We start from the raw sequence: 17,919 nt of genomic DNA, 5'->3' as shown, positions 1-17,919 counted from the left end.
CCAATGGTCATGACAGTCTGCGGGCCTCGATGGCGTCGAAGATCGACTGTGCCGCTTCATGCCCGGCTTCGACGGTGTAGCCCTGCGGCCATTCTGCGATGAGCGGCTCGAGATCGCCGGTAAACGCGCTATTGGCAAGTTTCTCGTCGAGATTGGCCGTTGCCCGCTTCGTTGTCCAGCCATCCGGCCGATATGTCTCGAAGCACGCCGCAATCTCGACTGGGTCGAGCTGCTGTTGCGCCACGACAAGCCAGATGTCGAAGAGATCTCGCCCCTTGCTGCGCTGGTAGAGCGCCCGGACCTTGGTGGCGATCAGTTCAGGAATGCAGAACGTCGGAACTTCAGCAGCACCCTGAAACCACGGACTGTTCACCTCGTAGTGCTTGGTCACGGTAGATCGTGCTGGCGATCGCTCGTAGGTGTTGATCTCGACCTTGATGTTGAACGTCCCGCCGGCTTCGTAGCTGGTGCGGAGCCGCGCCTTGGGATGCTGACTGACGGCTGTGCGCACATCGTCGAATCCAACGGCCACCGCAACCTCCCTGATCGCATCGAGCACGTCGCCTATTCCGCCACCGCTGCGGCGGACGTAGTCGAGATCCTCGCTGTAGCGCCACGGTCGGTCTAGCCAGAGCTTGTGCAGACAGGTACCACCACGGAAGACAAGCTCGTGGCCCAGTAGGGGATGTCGCGCGATCTCCACGATGAGGCGCGAGAGCACGAGGTCCTGTTCGACATTCTCGGCGCTGATCCACGGGACCTGCGTTCTCCAGTGGGCAATATCCGCTTGCGGGATCACAGGTCGTGCTCCACGATCGCGTTCAGCATGACGCGCCAGCGGTCATTGCGTTCGTCGCTGCCCCCGAGGCCAGGCTCTAGAGGCGTCCACTCGGAACCCACCATCTGCGACAGATCGTCGAGCAAATCGGAGACCGAACTCTCGACGCCGGTCTCTGCAGCCATGTATTGCAACAGATATCCCGCTCGCTGCACTGCCGCAGTCGGGAATCTTGATGCCGTTGCTGGCAGAGATTCCAGATCGAGCAGGCGCGAGATGAGCAGGTCGCCAAGAACCGTCGCAACGTTCGAGATGCCGCCGCCCTGGTCGGGCGAATCAACGAGGTCCATGACGGTCGTCGGCGACGTCGAGACGATGACACGCCCCGTCGGTGTGTTGGTCTGTTGCGTATCGCGTGCAGCGGTGGCGGCGCGCTGGATGAAGCTGATCCGGTTGCTGCCGATTCGTCGGTCCCGCAGGCGTGCTGTTGTCACCACCTGAAGGATCATCGGTGGGTGGTGGGCGGCACCGTGCAGTGCAGCGGCGGAGAGGAAACCTACGTAGTACGGATGATCGAGGTGCTTCATGAGCGGATCGATGTAGTGCAGCGGCGGTGGCGCACCAGCATCTCGATACTCGGGCCGCACCGGTACCCAGCCGCCCTTCGTGACCGAAATCATCTTGCGCGCTTGGCGGGCACGGCCGAGACTTGTCGAGACCTCATGGGGCCGAACGTCGAGCAGGGTGGCTGCATCTTGAGAGGTAATGAAGTGCTGCCCTCGCCCGATCAACCAATCGGCGAGATTGCTAGGCGCCACAATCCTCTCGTTCACGGGATTCAAGGTATCAAAACATAGCAATTTGTAAAGTTTTGATACGTAGAATCTCCCTCATGGCAGCACAAGACGAAATCGGCCATCAAGACTTGTACACAGATCTCGATCGATGCAGCAATGCACGCGCCCATGAACGCGCCTGAACGATGTTGACGCCGGGCCGCGGCGGGTAGAACGGCAGGCGATGGACGCTGAACAGCTCGCCGGATTGCTGGCAGAGGTGCGTGACGGGACGGTGAGTGCCGACGAGGCGCTGGCGCGACTGCGCCGACTGCCCTATGCGGAGATTGCGGGGGCGCGCATCGATCATCACCGAGCGCTGCGCACCGGCCATCCCGAGGCGGTGTACGGGCCCGGCAAGTCGCCGAGCCAGTGCGCCCGCATCGTGGCCGAGATGCTGAGCGGCGGCTCCGGCCCGGTGCTGCTCACCCGAGCGAGCACCGATCAGGCCGCAGCGGCGCTGGCCGCGTGCCCCGGCGGCGTGGTGCACCGCCCCGCCGATCGGGAGCCCGACCCGGCTGACGGCGCCGCCATGCCTTCAGCCGACTTGGCGACGGTGGTGTGGCGCGCTGCGCCAGCGCGTCACGAGCGCGTGGTGGTGGCAGCAGCGGGCACATCGGACGGACCGGTCGCGAGCGAAGCCGCAGCGGTGCTCGGCGCATTCGGCGTCGACGCCGAGATGGTGACCGACATCGGCCTCGCGGGCCTGCATCGCTTCCTGGCCGAGATCGACACGCTGACATCGGCTGAGGTCGTCATCGTGGTGGCGGGTATGGAAGGAGCGCTGGCCACGGCCGTCGCGGGCGTGACTGCTGCACCGGTCATCGCCGTGCCGACCAGCGCGGGCTATGGCGCAGCGCTCGACGGTGTGACGGCGCTGCTGGCAATGCATGCGTCGTGCGCAGCCGGGATCGCCGTGGTGGGTATCGACAACGGCTTCGGTGCCGCGATGGCCGCTATGCGCATCGTGGATCTGGCGGCGGGCCGCGACGGCGGAGCCGAGTGATGCACGACATCGCAGCCGCCGACACGTCGCCGGTGACGCCGCACGCGCCGACGGCCGCATCGTCATCCGCGAGCGGCGAACGAAGTGCTCCCGACGGCACGGTGGCGTGGTTCGATCCGGTGTCGGGGATCGCAGGCGACATGGCGCTCGGGGCGCTGCTGGATGCCGGCGCAGACCTGGAGTTCGTCATCGAACAGCTGCAGACGCTCGGCATTGACGGCTGGCAGCTCAGTGCCGAGCGGGTACAGCGGAATGAACTGGCCGCGACGCGGGCCGTCGTAGACGCCCCCGAAGGGCATCACCATCGGCGCTGGCGCCATATCCGGGAGCTGCTGGAGAGCGCACCCTTGGGAGACCGGATTCGGGGCCGCGCGCTCGCAGCGTTTGAGGCGCTCGCTGTTGCCGAGGGCCAGGTGCACGGAGTGCCGCCCGACGAGGTCCATTTCCACGAGGTCGGGGCGCTGGATGCGATCGTCGACATCGTCGGCGTGTGCGCGGCGCTGGAATCTCTGGCCGTCGATGAGGTTGCCTGCGGACCGGTTGCGGTGGGCAAGGGCACGATCCACGCCGCGCATGGCGTGCTGCCGAACCCACCGCCCGCAGTCGGATACTTGCTGGCGGGACACCCAGTGGTGGGCGTCGATATCGACATGGAGCTGACGACCCCGACGGGGGCCGCAATCGTGGCCGCCCTGGCCTCGGTGTTCGGGCCAGTGCCGCCCATGACGGTGACTGGCGTCGGCTTCGGTGCGGGCACCCGCGAGCTGCCGGGTCGCCCCAACGTCACCGGTGTGCTGATTGGTACTCGGGCAACCGAAGTGAGCCGTACTGATGCAGGGCTGGCCGCGACTATGGCGGCCATCGAAGGCGCCGAATCCACCGCTGAGCTGGTGGAACTGGCCACGAACCTCGACGACGTCTCGGGCGAGCTGCTGGGCCACGCGATCGAGGAGCTGCTGGCGGCTGGCGCGCTGGATGCCTGGGCGGTTCCGATCGTGATGAAGCACGGCCGTCCGGCGAACACGCTGATGGCGCTGTGCAGCGCCGACGATGTGACAGCGCTGGGCGACCTGATAGCGCGCCTCACTGGCACGCTGGGCTTGCGAGCCCGCACCGTCGTGCGCACGGCGCTCGAACGGCACACCACCACCGTGGAGATCGACGGCCACCGCATCTCGGTGAAACACGGTCCACACCGATCCAAGCCCGAATGGTCCGACGTGGTGGCAGCGGCGCAAGCGCTCGACCGCACCCCAGCCGATGTCGCCCGCACCGCCGCGCTGCTGGCAACGGCCGACCAACCCCACCCCGACGGCAGCGGTGCGTGACCCGAACGCAAAATCTCACCGAAGCGTGCCGGCAGCTACTCCTAGACTGTTCGGGCGCCGACGGGCCCCCGGCCCGACCAGTGGCAACCAGCGCTTGTAGCTCAATTGGACAGAGCATCTGACTACGGATCAGAAGGTTCGGGGTTCGAATCCCTGCAAGCGCGCGAAGAGGCTGAGCCCGCAGGCGAAGCCGGGGCCCGAGCGGCCCGTGAGCAGAGCGAACAAGAGCGGGACAGCTCAGGTCTGCCGCCTCTCACCTGAGGCATCCTGAGCGGCGGGAGCACGATGACGCAGCGCAGGATCGCAATCATCGGCGGAGGCATGTCGGGGCTGGGCGCCGCGTGGGCGCTGGCTCACCATCCCGACCGGTTCGACATCCGGCTGTTCGAGGCCAACGATCGCCTCGGGGGCAACGCTGTCACTGTCGACATGCCGCAGGACGACGGCACGTCGCTTCCCTTCGACATCTCGGTCACTGCGTTGATCCCGTCGGTCTACGACCACGTCCTGCTGCTGCTCGACCGATTCGGCATCGAGCTATTCCCGACCAAGTTCAACTACAGCGTGAAGTACCAGGGCGGCAGGTACGCCCACGACTTCGACTCCGACATCAGGGACCAGCTGCAGCCCGAGATCGAGCGGTTCCAGCGCCTGCTGGGTCGCCTGCACTCATTCGGCCGTCTCACCCGGGCGCGGTCCAAGTTCCTCAATGCGCTGAACCCGTTCAACTACATCAGCATGCGGACGGTCCTGAACGTGGGCAGGTTCTCCGCCGACTTCAAGTACAAGATCCTCAAGCCGATGTTCGTCAACTTCCTGATGGCGACGAACGTGTTCGACATGCCCGCCGCGCTGTTCGCCCGCTATCTCGAGTTCTTCGACATCGAATCGGCGACGCCCATGCAGACCTGGGACCAGGGGACGCGGCGCATCTACGAGCACCTGTCGGCGGATTTCCGGGACAAGATCTATCTGAGCCGACCGGTCCGCAAGGTGTACCGGGGAGCATCGGAGGTGGTCGTCGAGGATGCAGCGGGGGTGCGCGAGACCTTCGACGAGGTGATCTTCGCCTCCAACGCCAACCAGACCCTGATGATGCTCGACAAGCCCACGGCGCTCGAGCGCTACGTGCTCTCGTCGGTGCGCTACGAGAGCGAGCTGCACAACCACACGCTGGTGCACTCCGACCCGTCGGTCCTGCCCGACGACGAGGTGGAATGCCTGGGCACACGCACCAATCACGTAGAGCAGTACGGCGCCCGGCCCGACAACTACGAGCTCACCTACATCATGCACAACCAGCAGCCATGGATTTTCGGCTCTGACAAGCCCTGCCTGGTGACCTACAACTCGAACACCCCGATCGACGAGGACAAGATCGTGAAGCGCTGGTGGTTCCAGCACGTCGTGCATGACGTGCGCCAGGTGACGCTGCTCGTGCCGCTGTTCCGCTTCATCCAGGGCAAGCGCCGCAGCTGGCACTGCGGGGCGCACACGCTGGTCAACAGCCAGGAGACCTGCTTCGTGACCGGGCTCGCCGCAGCCACCCAGATCGGTGCCGACTACCCGTTCGACGACGAAAACGCCCGCGAGGTCTTCAACTACTACGGCGGCATCATGTACGGCGCCCGCTTCCGCAAGATCACGTCCTGACCGGCGACGATCCCGGCTGCATCCCGCGTCGGCGGGCGGCCTGACGCGCCCCGCCATATGCGCCCTGCTGGCGCACCACGAAGTCCTTGCGCGACGGCGACGCTCGATATAGCGTTTGATTAGAGATCGTCATATCGACGGCATTACCCGGACGGGTATGAACGGCTGGATATGAGCACAGGCACCGCGGCTGCGACGGCACATGTGGACCGGTTTGTCCTCGATCGTCTGCCGCCCGCAGAGCACTGGCCGCAGATCAGGCTCGACGAGTCGCTGTACTGCTACCCGAGCCGGCTGAATGCCGCCTCGATCCTGCTGGACAGGGCAATCGAACGAGGCTGGGGAGAGCGCCCCTGCATGGGGCTCGGCGACGACATGTGGACCTACGCCGACGTAGCCGACTGCGCCAACCGGATCGCCGCGGTGCTTGTCGAGGACTACGGCATCGTTGCAGGCAACCGCGTGCTGCTCCGGGGCGCCAATGCGCCTTGGATGGTGGCTGCCTGGCTTGGCGTGCTGAAAACCGGCGCCGTGGCTGTCACGACGATGCCGCTGCTGCGTGCCGCGGAGCTAGCGAGGGTGATCGCGAAGTGCGAGCCGTCGGTCTCGCTGTGCGAAGCGGGAATGGAAGCTGAGCTGCAGAAAGTGACCGGCGGCCCGATCGCCATCTGGGGCCCGAACGGAGATCTCAACGCCGCGGCTGTCGCCAAGCCCGGCAAATTCGCTGCAGTGGACACCGCCGCGACCGATCCTGCCCTGCTGGCGTCCACCTCGGGTACGACCGGCGAACCCAAGGTTGCCGTGCACTTCCATCGCGACCTGCTGGTGATCGCCGACGCGTTCGAGCCGATCCTGCGAGCAGGCCCCGACGACGTGTTCGTCGGGAGCCCTCCGCTGGCGTTCACGTTCGGCCTGGGCGGCGAGGTGGTCTTCCCCATGCGAGCAGGAGCGTGCACCTGGTTCTGCGACGAGCCGGGCCCCGCTGCATTGGCGGAGCTGATCGCCAGACGGCAGGCCACCGTGTGCTTCAGCTCGCCCACCGCGTACCGGGCCATGACGATGCTCGATCCCCGGCCGGACCTCTCCTCACTGCGCTGTGGCGTGTCAGCCGGCGAATGGTTGCCGCGATCCACGTTCGAGCTCGTCGAGCATGAGCTCGGTGTGCGACTGAACGACGGGATCGGCGCCACCGAGCTGCTGCACATCTTCATCTCCGCGCCCGATGCCGAGATACGGCCCGGTTCGACGGGCAAGCCCCTGCCCGGGTGGGAGGCCGTGATCTTCGACGCCGACGGCGCCCCGGTGCCGGACGGCCAGCCAGGGCTGCTCGCTGTTCGCGGACCGATCGGCTGCCGCTACCTCGACGACGAACGCCAGGCCGTCTATGTGCGGAATGGCTGGAACTACACGGGCGACGTCTATGTGCGCGACGCCGACGGCTACTTCTGGTACCAGGCCAGGGCCGACGACATGATCATCAGCTCCGGCTACAACATTGCCGCCCCTGAAGTGGAGGAGGCCCTGCTGACGCACGCCATGGTGTGCGAGGCGGGAGTGATCGGCACGCCTGACCCGGACCGGGGCATGGTCGTGCACGCTTTCGTCCGTCTGGCTGACCCGTCGTCAGCCACCGATGCGCTGGCGTGCGAGCTGCAAGACCACGTCAAGGCCTCGATTGCCCCCTACAAGTACCCTCGCCGGATCACCTTCTGTGCCGAGCCGCTGCCCACGACGTCGACAGGGAAGCTCCAACGGCGCGGGCTGACCGCCCTGCTCGGCGAGTAGCGACGGGGCTGGGTCGACGGCGGCATGACGAAGTCCCCGCGAGATCGCATCCTCGACACCTACGGGCTGTTTGCTCGCGACTACGGCGGCTGGGTCGCCGTCGGCGGGCTCATCGCCTTGCTGAGCGAGGTCGACGTGGATGCCCAGGCCGTGCGATCCGCGGCGTCTCGCATGAAGCGATCCGGCTTGCTGGTGCCCGAACGTGTGGACGGCAAAGCCGGGTACGCCCTCAGCGCCGATGGGCGCGAGATCCTCGAAGCAGGTGACCGGCGCATCTTCGGCACCGGCGTTCGGCCCAGCGACGACCGATGGCTGCTAGTGCTGTTCTCGATCCCCGAGCCAGAGCGCAGCAAGCGCTACCTGATCCGGTCGCAGCTGGCCCGCTTGGGCTTTGCGCCCGGTCCGGCTGCGTCGTGGATCGCCCCCGCCTCGCTGGCCGATGAGGCTCGCACGATGCTGCGGCGTCATGGGCTCGACGGCTACGTGTCGTTCTTCGAGGGCGACTTCCGGCCGCACGGCGACGAGCCCCACGTCGCGACCGGGGCATGGGACCTGGGCGTGATCAACAAGCTCTACGGCGAGTACTTGGCGACGCAGCAGCCGATTTCCGAGGGGTGGATGGCCCAACCAGGCTCTGACCGCGACGCATTCGTGGCGCACATGAACAACATCAGCGCTTGGCGACCGCTGCCCTACGCCGACCCAGGCCTGCCCCCCGCGGTCACACCCGAGGGATGGCTCGCAGACGAAGCCCGCGAGGTGTTCACGAAGCTGCATCGCCAGTTGCGCCCCGGCGCACACCGCTTCTACCTCGAAACGCTCGAAGCTGCAGCCCGCCGCTGAGTGACGCGGCCAGCAGCGTCAGCGCAGGTCGCGGTCGATCAGGGCGTCAGGCACCTGCTCGCGCCGGCGGCTGGTGCGGCCCTGCCAGTACTGAATCGGCCACGGTTGCTCGCTGCGGCCCAGATCGATCGCCGCGTTGAGGGTCCAGTAGGGATCGACCAGGTGCGCACGGGCGATCAAGCAGATGTCGGCCCGACCCGCCATCAGCACGGTGTTGACATCGTCGATGCTCGAGATGGCGCCCACCGCCATGGTCGGGATGCCGACGGTGTTGCGGATGGCCTCTGCGAACGGTGTCTGGTACAGCCGCCCGTACGCCGGCGCCCCGCTGGGATCGACCTGGCCGGTGGAAACGTCGATGATGTCGACGCCGGCGCCCTTGAGCATGTCGCTCAGCTCGATGGCTTCTGATCGGCTGAACCCGCCCTCGACCCAGTCGGTGGCCGAGATCCGCACCGACAATGGCTTGCCCTGGGGCCAGGCCTCCCGTGCCGCCTGGGTGACGCGCAGCAGGAAGCGGGCCCGGTTCTCGAGCGAGCCGCCGTGGTCGTCGCTGCGCTGATTCGTGACCGGCGACAGGAACGATGAGAGCAGGTAGCCGTGCGCGGCATGCAGCTCGACCAAGTCGAACTCGGCGTCGGCCGCTCGCCGGGTTGCCGCCACGAAGTCGTCGAGCACGGCATCCATCTGGGCATTCGACATCTCCGCCGGCATCTGGCTGCCGGCTCGGTATCGCAGCGGCGACGCCGAGATCAACGGCCAGTTGCCCGCCTCCAGCGGTACGTCCTCACCCTCCCAAGGCACCCTCGTGGAGCCCTTGCGGCCCGCGTGCCCGAGCTGCAGACCGATCCTGGCATCGGTGAAGTCGTGCACGAACTGGGTGATCCCGGCCCATGCCTCGGCTTGGCGGGCGTTCCAGATCCCAGTGCAGGCGGGCGTGATGCGAGCGTCGGGCGAGGTGCAGGTCATCTCGGTCATCACCAGGGCGGCCCCGCCCACGGCGCGGCTGCCGAGATGCACCTTGTGCCAGTCGTTCGGCATCCCGTCCACGGCGCTGTACTGCGCCATGGGCGACACGCCGATCCGGTTGTGAAAGCTCACATCCCGCAGGGTGAAGGGGTAGAAGATCGGCGGCGTGTCGGGAGTCGGCGGCCGGTGTGCAGGCGACTGCTGTTCGGCGAACCAGCGCAGGGTCTCGTCGTGGTACTGCGCATCGCGCTCGCGCAGATTGTCGTAGGTGACTCGCTGCGACCTGGTGAACAGGGAGAACGCGAATTGCTCGAACGGGCGCCGGCGGTGATGGTCGACGTTCGCGAACCAGTCCTCGCTGGTAGCCGCAGCTCGTTGCAGGCTCTCGATCTGGGGGCGGCGCTCGGCCTCGTAGTTCTTGAGCGCTGTGGAGACTTCGCCCGTCGCGGCCATGGCATCGGCGAGCGCGATCGCGTCCTCCAGCGCCATCTTCGTGCCGCTGCCCACCGAATAGTGAGCCGTGTGCGCGGCGTCGCCCAGCAGCACGACGTTGTTCGCGATCCACGACTCGCACGAGATGCGCGGGAAGCTGATCCAGCGCGAGTTGTTGCCGATGAGCTGCCGCCCGTCGAGATGGTCAGAGAAGACGCGGCTGCACCACTCCAGGGCGTGCTGGTCGGACTGACCTGGTGCCAAGTCGTCGTCGTGGCCCCCGAGGCCGGCCAATTCCCACGTCGGCTCGGCCATCTCGACGATGAAGGTGGAGCGCGTGTCGTCGTAGGGATAGATGTGCGCCTGCACCGTGCGGCACGCCCCGTCCTCGCTGACCAAGTCCTCGCTGTGTTTGATGTCTTCGAAGACCAAGTCTTCGCTGTGTTTGATGTCTTCGAGGAGCAAGTCCTCGCTGTGCTTGATGTCTTCGAGGAACAAGTCCTCGAAGATGAACGTGAAGCGGTCGAAGGGGGCGTCGGTGGCGGTCCAGATGTACTTCGCTGAGCCGTGGCGGATCGCAGGACGCAGGTCGTCGGCGTAGCGCGACCTGGTGCTGCTGTTGACACCGTCACCGGCCACCACCAGATCCACCTCGCCGGACAGCGCGTCGGCATGAGCCTCCGTTTCGAATTCGACCCGCACGCCGAGCTCGATCGCCCGGCGGGTCAGGATCTCGAGCAGGCGCACGCGGGCCAGCGCGGCGAATCCGTGCCCGTCGGAGGTGATGGTGCGCCCCCGGTAGAGGACATCCATCGCGCCCCAGTAGCGGAACTCCGATTCGATTGCGGCGATCGAATCGGGATCGGTCTCTGCGATGTTGGCGAGCGTCTCGTCGGAGAACACCACGCCGAACCCGAACGTGTCGCCGCGGCGGTTGCGCTCGTACACGGTGATGTCGTGGCCCGGGTCTTGCTTGGCCATCAGGATGCTGAAGAACAGGCTCGCCGGGCCACCGCCGATGCAGGCGATTTTCATCCGGGCGTCCGTTCGCGGCGCATCATCGTTCGCCGAATCCCTGAGATCGCGTGAAATTTGCGATGTCAAAAAGAGTAGTACAGTCCCCACCATGCTCGACAACGCCGGAGCTGTGGCATGAGCACGGCCGTCGTCACCGGAGGCACTCGCGGGATCGGCCGGGCCATCAGCCTCGAACTCGCCAGTGCAGGCCACGACGTCATCGCCCTGGCCACCTCGGCGCCTGCTGAGCCGTTCGCCGGGGTCGAAGCCCGCATCTGTGACGTGACCGATGAAGCGCAAGTCGCTTCGACGTTCTCCGACATCGGCCCGGTGGACATCCTCGTCAACAACGCCGGCGTGTCGGGATCGAACCGGCTGGGCCGCACGACTTTGGAGGAGTGGCACCGCAGCATCGCGGTCAATGCGACCGGTGCATTCCTGTGCACCCGAGCCATCATCGACGGAATGCTGGAACGCGACGCCGGCAGGATCGTGACGGTTGCCTCGATCGCCGGCGTCGAGGGCGCGAAGTACATCGCCGCCTATGCGTCGTCCAAGCACGCGGTCATGGGCTTGATGCGTGTGGTCGCGGCCGAAGTGGATGGCACCGGGGTCACGGCCAACTCCGTGTGCCCGACGTTCGTCCGCACGGAGATGACCGTGGCCACGATCGCCAACATCGCCCGCCAGACCGGCAAGAACCTCGCCGAGGCTGAAGCCGCCTTGGCCACGGCCACCCCCCACGGGCGGATCATCGAGATCGCCGAAGTGGTAGATGCGGTGATGGAGCTGCTGGCCGGCGAGCACAACGGCCAGGAGATCGTGCTCGACGGAGGACCCTCATGACATTCCGCGCATCAGCACCCTTCACCTACGACTGGGAGCACTTCGACGTCAGCCTCGATGACCGGGTGGCCACGATCACGTTCCAGCGCCCCGACAAGCTCAACGCCCTGACCTTCGATGTCTATGCCGACCTGCGGGACCTGTTCCGGGAGGCACCCCTGCGAGGCGACATCGACGCCATCGTCATCACCGGCGAGGGACGGGGTTTCTGCTCGGGCGGCGACGTCGACGAGATCATCGGCGAGCTCGTGACGTTCGACCCCAAGCAATTGCTCGAATTCACCCACATGACGGGTGCGGTCATCCAGAACATGCGCGAGTGCCCGATCCCGATCATCGCCGCCATCAACGGCACGGTCGCGGGAGCAGGTGCCGTGATCGCGCTGGCGAGCGACTTCCGTCTCTGCGTGCCGCACGCCAAGTTCCGCTTCCTGTTCACCAACGTCGGGCTGTCGGGCGGCGACATGGGCTCGGCCTACTTGCTGCCCCGGCTGGTCGGGCAGGGGCGCGCCACCGAGATCCTGATGCTGGGCGACGCGGTGACCGCCGACCACGCGGTCGAGATCGGCTTGGCGAACCGCGTGGTCGCCCCAGACGATCTGCTGAGCGAGGCCCTGGCGCTCGCACGGCGCCTCGCTGACGGGCCTCGACTTGCGTACCAGGCCACGAAGCTGCTGATCAGCCGGGAAGCCGACATGAGCCTGGCCGCAGCCATCGAATTCGAAGCCATGACGCAGGCGCTGCTCATGCGCACCGACGACCACGCCGAGTTCCACCGTGCCTTCGGAGCGTCGGAGGAACCGAAATGGACGGGACGATGAGGTGCAGGCGCGAACACGCGCAACGACCTCGAGACACAGGGACACTGCAATGACGACACCTCACCGGCTGATCAGCCCCGAATCGATGTCTCCCTCGCCGGGATTCGCGCACGCGGTCGTGCCGGCCGACGGGCGGACGGTGTATCTCGCCGGCCAGATCGCCGCAGATTCGACCGGCGCAGTCGTCGGCGACTCCTTCGCTGAGCAGTACGACGTGGCGCTCGGCAACGTCGTCGAAGCACTGGCACACGCGGGCGGCGAGCCGCACGACATTGTGTCGATGGTGGTGTATGCGACCGATGTGCAGGCCTACCGCGGTGATCTTCGCGGCGTGGGGGCCGCCCACCGCAAGCACCTCGGTCGACACTTCCCTGCAATGGCGCTGCTGGGGACAACGGGATTGGTCGAACCCGATGCCATGGTGGAGATCATTGCCACGGCCGTCGTTCCCGACTGAGAGCGGGCCGTGAGACGGACCTCGGCGAGGACGGCACGTAGGGTCCTGCCATGAGCCGAGCAACCCTTGGCTGGGATTTCTGGGTCGATCGTGGCGGCACCTTCACGGATGTTGTGGCCCGGCGGCCCGACGGCAGTCTCGTCTCGCACAAGCTGCTGAGCGAGGACCCGCGCCGCTACGACGACGCAGCCACCACGGCCATCGCCGACCTGCTTGACGTGCCCCGCGGTGAGGCGCTGCCGCCGGACCGGATCAGGTCGGTGAAGATGGGCACCACGGTGGCAACCAATGCGCTGCTGCAGCGCCGCGGCGTGCCGACCCTGTTCGTGACCACGGCCGGTTTCGCCGACGTGCTGCGCATCGGGTACCAGACCCGCCCGCACCTGTTCAAGCTCGACATCGTGCTGCCCGAGATGCTCTATTCGGAGGTGCTCGAAGTCGACGAGCGCATCGCTGCGGACGGCACGGTGCTGTGCCCGCTGGATCTGGCGTCGGCCAGAGAAGGCATGGCCGCGGCGCGTGAGCGTGGCATGGAGGCCGTGGCCATCGTGCTGGTGCACGGGTACCGGCACACCGACCACGAGGCCGCGTTGGCAGTCGCTGCGCGAGAGATCGGCTTCTCCCAGGTCTCCGTCAGTCACGAGGTGGACCCGCTGGTCAAGATCGTCCCCCGCGGCGACACCACCGTGGCCGACGCCTACCTGTCCCCGATCTTGCGCAGCTACGTCGACGCCGTCGCGTCGAGAATCGGCAGCGGCGACGCTGCGCAATGCGATGGCACAGCCGATGCCGCGCAGAGCGACAGCGCAGCCGAAGCGGCAGGGGGACCGCAGCTGCAGTTCATGCAGTCGAACGGCGGGTTGGCCGATGCCCGCCGCTTCACCGGCCGCGATGCACTGCTGTCAGGTCCTGCCGGCGGCGTCGTCGGCATGGCCCGCACCGCCCAGGCAGCCGGATTCGAACGGCTCATTGGCTTCGACATGGGCGGCACGTCGACCGACGTCTCCCATTTCGCCGGCGAGTTCGAGCGGGCGAACGAGACCGAGGTGGCGGGAATCCGCGTCCGCACACCGATCATCGACATGCACACGGTCGCTGCTGGGGGCGGATCGCTGCTCACGTTCGACGGCAGCCGTCTGCGTGTCGGCCCCGAATCCGCCGGCGCCGACCCCGGACCGGTTTGCTACGGCAACGACGGCCCGCTCGCGCTCACCGACGCCAACGCGGTGCTGGGCGTCATCCGGCCCGAGTACTTTCCTGCAGTCTTCGGCGCTAGCGGCAATCAGCCGCTCGACGCCGGTGCTGCCGCCCGCGGCATCGCCGAGCTGGCCGACCGGATCGGCGACGCGAGCGGCGTGCGCCGCACCGCCGCCGAGGTGGCGTTCGGCTACGGCGAGATCGCAGCCGAGAACATGGCCAACGCGATCCGCAAGATCAGCACCGAGCGGGGCCACGACGTCAGCGCCTACACGCTCGTTTGCTTTGGCGGTGCTGGCGGTCAGCACGCCTGCCGGGTCGCCGATCGGCTGGGCATCACCACGGTCCTCATCCACCCGCACGCAGGCGTGCTGTCGGCGCTCGGGATCGGGCTGGCTGATGTCACCGACTTGCGTGCCGAACCCGTCGAAGCCCCCCTGGATCCCGCACTCATTGCCGAGCTGCACCGGCGCCTGACCGCGGCTGTGCCCGGTGCCGTCGACGCGGTGGCCGCCGCCGGCGTGTCGCCCGATCGGATCGAGGTGACGGGCCGTCTCGCCGTCCGGTACCGCGGCTCGGACACATCGCTCGAAGTGCCGATGGGTACAGCGGCCGAGGTGGCAGCGGCGTTCGAGCTCGCGCATCGGACGAGGTTCGGCTTCAGCCCGCCTGGAGGGGCGAATTCCGCAACGGCACTGGTGGTGGATGCACTGCATATCGAGGCCCGCGGCCAGGCCGTCGATCCACCGCCTGCCGCACCGCCGGCCGGCGACCGCGAGCCGTTGCTTGCCACGCATCCCACCTACATGGGTTCGACCGCAGGCGCAGCAACGAACGGCGACGGCCAAACGCAGCCGACCTGCGAGCGCTACGACACGCCCTTCTGGGACCGCACCGCCATGGCGCCCGGCACGGTGGCGGCAGGCCCGGCGGTCATCGTGGAGCCGAATGCCACGACAGTGATCGAGCCCGGCTGGCAGGGCACCATCACCGACCGCGGCGATCTCGTGCTGGATCGGGTGGTGGCTCGACCTTCACGAGTGGCGATCGGCACCAGCGTCGATCCGGTGCAGCTCGAGATCTTCAACAACCTGTTCATGAACATCGCCGAGCAGATGGGAGTGGTGCTCGAGCACACCGCAGTGTCGGTGAACATCAAGGAGCGGCGCGACTTCAGCTGTGCGCTCTTCGATCTCTCCGGCGAGCTGGTGGCCAATGCACCGCACCTGCCGGTGCATCTCGGCTCGATGAGCGAGTCCATCCGAACGGTCATCGAGCAGAACCCCGACATGGCGCCCGGCGACGTCTTCGTGCTCAACAATCCCTACAACGGAGGCACGCACCTGCCCGACGTGACGGTGGTGCGCCCGGTGTTCGACGCAGCAGGCCTCGAGCGCATCTTCTATGTGGCCTCCCGAGGTCATCACGCCGACATCGGCGGCTGCGTGCCCGGCTCGGCGCCGGCCGACTCGACCACGATCGACGAGGAGGGGCTCGTCCTCGACAACCTCCAGATCGTGACCGAGGGTCGCTTCCTCGAGGACAAGGTGCGCGAGGTGCTCGCCAGCGGTCCGTGGCCGGCCCGCAACCCCGATCAGAACATCGCCGACCTGCGCGCCCAGGTGGCGGCCTGCGAGCGGGGGGCTGTCGAGCTGGCCCGCATCGTCGAGTACTACGGGCTGGACGTCGTGCACGCCTACATGGGCCATGTGGCCGACAACGCCGAGGAGATGGTGCGCCGGGTCATCGACGCACTCGAGGACGGCAGCTACCGGATGGAGCTGGACGACGGCAGCATGATCTGCGTACGGATCTCGGTGGATGCCGACCAGCGCAGCGCGGTCGTCGATTTCGTCGGCACCAGCGGTCAGCACCCGGGCAACTTCAACGCCCCGGTGGCCGTGTGCCGCTCGGCGGTGCTCTACGTGTTCCGCTGCATGGTCGACGACGCCATCCCGCTGAACGCCGGCTGCCTGCGGCCGCTCGAACTCGTGGTGCCCGACCCCTCGATGCTCTCGCCCCACCCGCCCGCTGCGGTCATCGCCGGCAACGTCGAGACGTCCCAGCAGATCACCGATGCGCTGTTCGGTGCGCTGGGGGTGGTGGCGGCCTCGCAGGGCACCATGAACAACTTCATCTGGGGCAACGCCGCGCACCAGTACTACGAGACCATCTGCGGGGGAGCTGGTGCCACGGCGCGTCGCCCGGGCGCCGATGCGGTGCACACGCACATGACCAACACCCGCCTCACCGACCCAGAGATTCTCGAACAGCGCCACCCGGTGCTGCTGGAGCGATTCGAGGTGCGCCGAGGCTCGGGCGGCCGTGGCGCAAACGACGGCGGCGACGGCGTCGTGCGGCGCCTGCGCTTCGGCGAGCCCATGACGGCCAACCTGCTGTCGAGCTGCCGGCGCATCGCCCCGTTCGGCGTTGCCGGCGGCGAGGACGGCGCACGCGGGCGCAATCTGCTCGAACGGATCGACGGCACCGTCACCGAGCTGGCCGGCTGTGCTCGGGTGGAGGTCGGCGAGGGCGACGTGATGGAGATCCACACGCCCGGAGGCGGCGGCTACGGCACGCCGCTGCCGGTTGCTGCGGGGTAAGTGCCCATGAGATGTACGTGAACCGCCGAGCGAGACAGGGTGAGCAATGAATGAACAGGTGCTGACGCCCGAGCGAGCCGAGCTCGTGGCCCGGATGGCCGAGCTGGGGCCTGCATTTGCCGAGCGTGCCCCCACCTACGACCGCGATGCCAGCTTCCCGCACGAGAACTGGGCCGACCTGGCCGATGCCGGGTTCCTGGGCCTGTGCGTGCCCACCGAGGTCGGCGGGCTGGGTGCCGATTTTGTGGGCTACGCGCTCGTGGCCGAGGAGATGGGTCGGCATTGCGCCACCACGGCGCTGACGTTCAACATGCACACTGCCACTGCGCTGCTCTCCGGCCCGATCGCCGAGGCACTGCTGGCCGGCGAGCGCGGGCGTGAGCTGGACCCCGACGGGGCCATGGCCGCTCATCTCGCCGAAACCCGGCCGTACCTGTGGGAGGGAATGGTCGGCGGCCGCGTCATCCATTCCCAGCCGTTCTCCGAGGGCCAGGCGCCGGGCGCGCGATCGGGTTTCAGCACCATGGCGGTGCCCACCGAGGGCGGCTATCGCGTGACAGGTCGCAAGATCTTCGCCTCGCTGAGCGGCGCTGCTCACGTGCACAACGTGCTGGCGGTGGTGGAGGGCGATCCCCACATCCGCCTGCTGGGCGTGCCGGCTGACGGCGACGGCGCGGAGATCGTCGGCGACTGGGACCCGATCGGCATGCGCGGCACCGATTCCCGCACGCTGGTGATGGACAACGTGTTCGTGCCGGCTCGCAATGAGGTGCTGCCGCCGGGCATGTTCAACGCGATGGTGGAGCGCTTCCCGCAGTTCTACATGACCCTGTCGTTCAGCTATCTGGGGCTGATGCGGGCCATCCTCGACGCCACCCGCACCTACTTGCGGGGCGAGTCGGGGGTGAAGGCGTCACGCGACCACCCGATCAAGCAGACCGGGTGGGCGCAGCTGCAGCTGATCTACGACCGGGCGCAGTCGCTGACCTACCGGGTGCTCAGCGAGCTCCGGGCCGATCCCAGCCCTGAGGAGCTGCGGCGGGCGCATGTGGCGACCGTGACCACGATGGAGAGCGCCCCGGAGATGGCATCGCTGGCGCTGCGGACCTGCGGCGGGAGATCGCTGCTGCGGCCCGGCCGTCTGGAGCAGCACTACCGCGATGCCCGCTGCGGGGCCACCATGCTGCCGTGGAGCACCGAAGAGCTGCTCGTGCGCCTCGGCCGCAACGGCCTCTACGACGAGGTGGCCGACGACGGCTAGTTCCCCAACTGTCGGCTGCGCATCCCTGCCGGTGTCATGTGGGGATCTTCATCTGAACGTAACGTCGCCGGTGGAACCCTGCAGGTG

At 67.3% G+C, this 17,919-nt stretch carries 13 protein-coding genes and 1 tRNA gene; 11 read left to right on the top strand and 3 right to left on the bottom strand.

Annotated features, from left to right (window positions below; genetic code table 11):
• Positions 1-7: 7 nt before the first annotated feature.
• Together ACOGXD_RS05795 and ACOGXD_RS05790 are read right to left on the bottom strand one after the other, a co-directional pair.
• Positions 8-799, bottom strand: coding sequence for a nucleotidyl transferase AbiEii/AbiGii toxin family protein (locus tag ACOGXD_RS05795; protein WP_419916955.1), 792 nt, complete (start codon positions 797-799; stop codon positions 8-10).
• Positions 796-1,611, bottom strand: coding sequence for a type IV toxin-antitoxin system AbiEi family antitoxin domain-containing protein (locus ACOGXD_RS05790; RefSeq protein ID WP_419916954.1), 816 nt, complete (start codon positions 1,609-1,611; stop codon positions 796-798). Before ACOGXD_RS05790 ends, ACOGXD_RS05795 begins: the two co-directional genes overlap by 4 nt.
• Before the next feature lie 187 nt (positions 1,612-1,798).
• On the opposite strand from ACOGXD_RS05790, the gene larB reads away from it, so the two are divergent.
• The 6 genes from larB to ACOGXD_RS05760 all read left to right on the top strand — a co-directional run bounded on the left by larB (position 1,799) and on the right by ACOGXD_RS05760 (position 8,229).
• Positions 1,799-2,620 carry a nickel pincer cofactor biosynthesis protein LarB gene (larB, locus tag ACOGXD_RS05785; protein ID WP_419916953.1) on the top strand — a complete coding sequence of 274 codons (822 nt, stop codon included), beginning with the start codon at positions 1,799-1,801 and terminating at the stop codon, positions 2,618-2,620.
• Entirely contained in the window at positions 2,620-3,948 is a 1,329-nt protein-coding gene (gene larC, locus ACOGXD_RS05780) for a nickel pincer cofactor biosynthesis protein LarC (protein WP_419916952.1), read from the top strand. The genes larB and larC overlap by 1 nt, the downstream gene beginning before the upstream one ends.
• 90 nt (positions 3,949-4,038) lie before the next feature.
• Positions 4,039-4,112, top strand: a tRNA-Arg gene (locus ACOGXD_RS05775).
• A gap of 121 nt (positions 4,113-4,233) precedes the next feature.
• Positions 4,234-5,601 (top strand): FAD-dependent oxidoreductase, encoded by a 1,368-nt coding sequence (locus ACOGXD_RS05770; protein ID WP_419916951.1) that lies wholly within the window; start codon positions 4,234-4,236, stop codon positions 5,599-5,601.
• Between the two features lie 171 nt (positions 5,602-5,772).
• Positions 5,773-7,386, top strand: a complete 1,614-nt coding sequence (locus ACOGXD_RS05765; protein ID WP_419916950.1) for an AMP-binding protein — start codon at positions 5,773-5,775, stop codon at positions 7,384-7,386.
• A gap of 24 nt (positions 7,387-7,410) precedes the next feature.
• Positions 7,411-8,229 (top strand): PaaX family transcriptional regulator C-terminal domain-containing protein, encoded by an 819-nt coding sequence (locus ACOGXD_RS05760; protein ID WP_419916949.1) that lies wholly within the window; start codon positions 7,411-7,413, stop codon positions 8,227-8,229.
• An 18-nt stretch (positions 8,230-8,247) separates the two neighbouring features.
• On the opposite strand, the gene ACOGXD_RS05755 is transcribed toward ACOGXD_RS05760, so the two are convergent.
• Positions 8,248-10,665, bottom strand: a complete 2,418-nt coding sequence (locus ACOGXD_RS05755; RefSeq protein ID WP_419916948.1) for an FAD-dependent monooxygenase — start codon at positions 10,663-10,665, stop codon at positions 8,248-8,250.
• 117 nt (positions 10,666-10,782) lie between these two features.
• Between ACOGXD_RS05755 and ACOGXD_RS05750 the strand changes: the two genes are divergently transcribed.
• Genes ACOGXD_RS05750 through ACOGXD_RS05730 form a run of 5 tightly spaced genes read left to right on the top strand, consistent with a single transcriptional unit; the run spans position 10,783 to position 17,832 of the window.
• Positions 10,783-11,493 (top strand): SDR family NAD(P)-dependent oxidoreductase, encoded by a 711-nt coding sequence (locus tag ACOGXD_RS05750; protein ID WP_419916947.1) that lies wholly within the window; start codon positions 10,783-10,785, stop codon positions 11,491-11,493.
• Positions 11,490-12,314, top strand: coding sequence for an enoyl-CoA hydratase family protein (locus ACOGXD_RS05745; protein WP_419916946.1), 825 nt, complete (start codon positions 11,490-11,492; stop codon positions 12,312-12,314). The genes ACOGXD_RS05750 and ACOGXD_RS05745 overlap by 4 nt, the downstream gene beginning before the upstream one ends.
• A gap of 49 nt (positions 12,315-12,363) precedes the next feature.
• A complete protein-coding gene (locus tag ACOGXD_RS05740; RefSeq protein ID WP_419916945.1) occupies positions 12,364-12,771 on the top strand; it encodes a RidA family protein in 408 nt (135 codons plus the stop codon).
• A 50-nt stretch (positions 12,772-12,821) separates the two neighbouring features.
• Positions 12,822-16,571, top strand: a complete 3,750-nt coding sequence (locus ACOGXD_RS05735; protein WP_419916944.1) for a hydantoinase B/oxoprolinase family protein — start codon at positions 12,822-12,824, stop codon at positions 16,569-16,571.
• Positions 16,572-16,617: 46 nt separating this feature from the next.
• Entirely contained in the window at positions 16,618-17,832 is a 1,215-nt protein-coding gene (locus ACOGXD_RS05730; RefSeq protein ID WP_419916943.1) for an acyl-CoA dehydrogenase family protein, read from the top strand.
• The last annotated feature ends 87 nt before the right edge of the window (positions 17,833-17,919 follow it).

The organism is Candidatus Poriferisodalis sp. (assembly GCF_965204125.1).
Classification (GTDB): Bacteria; Actinomycetota; Acidimicrobiia; order Acidimicrobiales; family Poriferisodalaceae; genus Poriferisodalis.
Note: the sequence above shows the minus strand (reverse complement) of the source record. Positions and strands in the feature narration are given on the sequence as shown.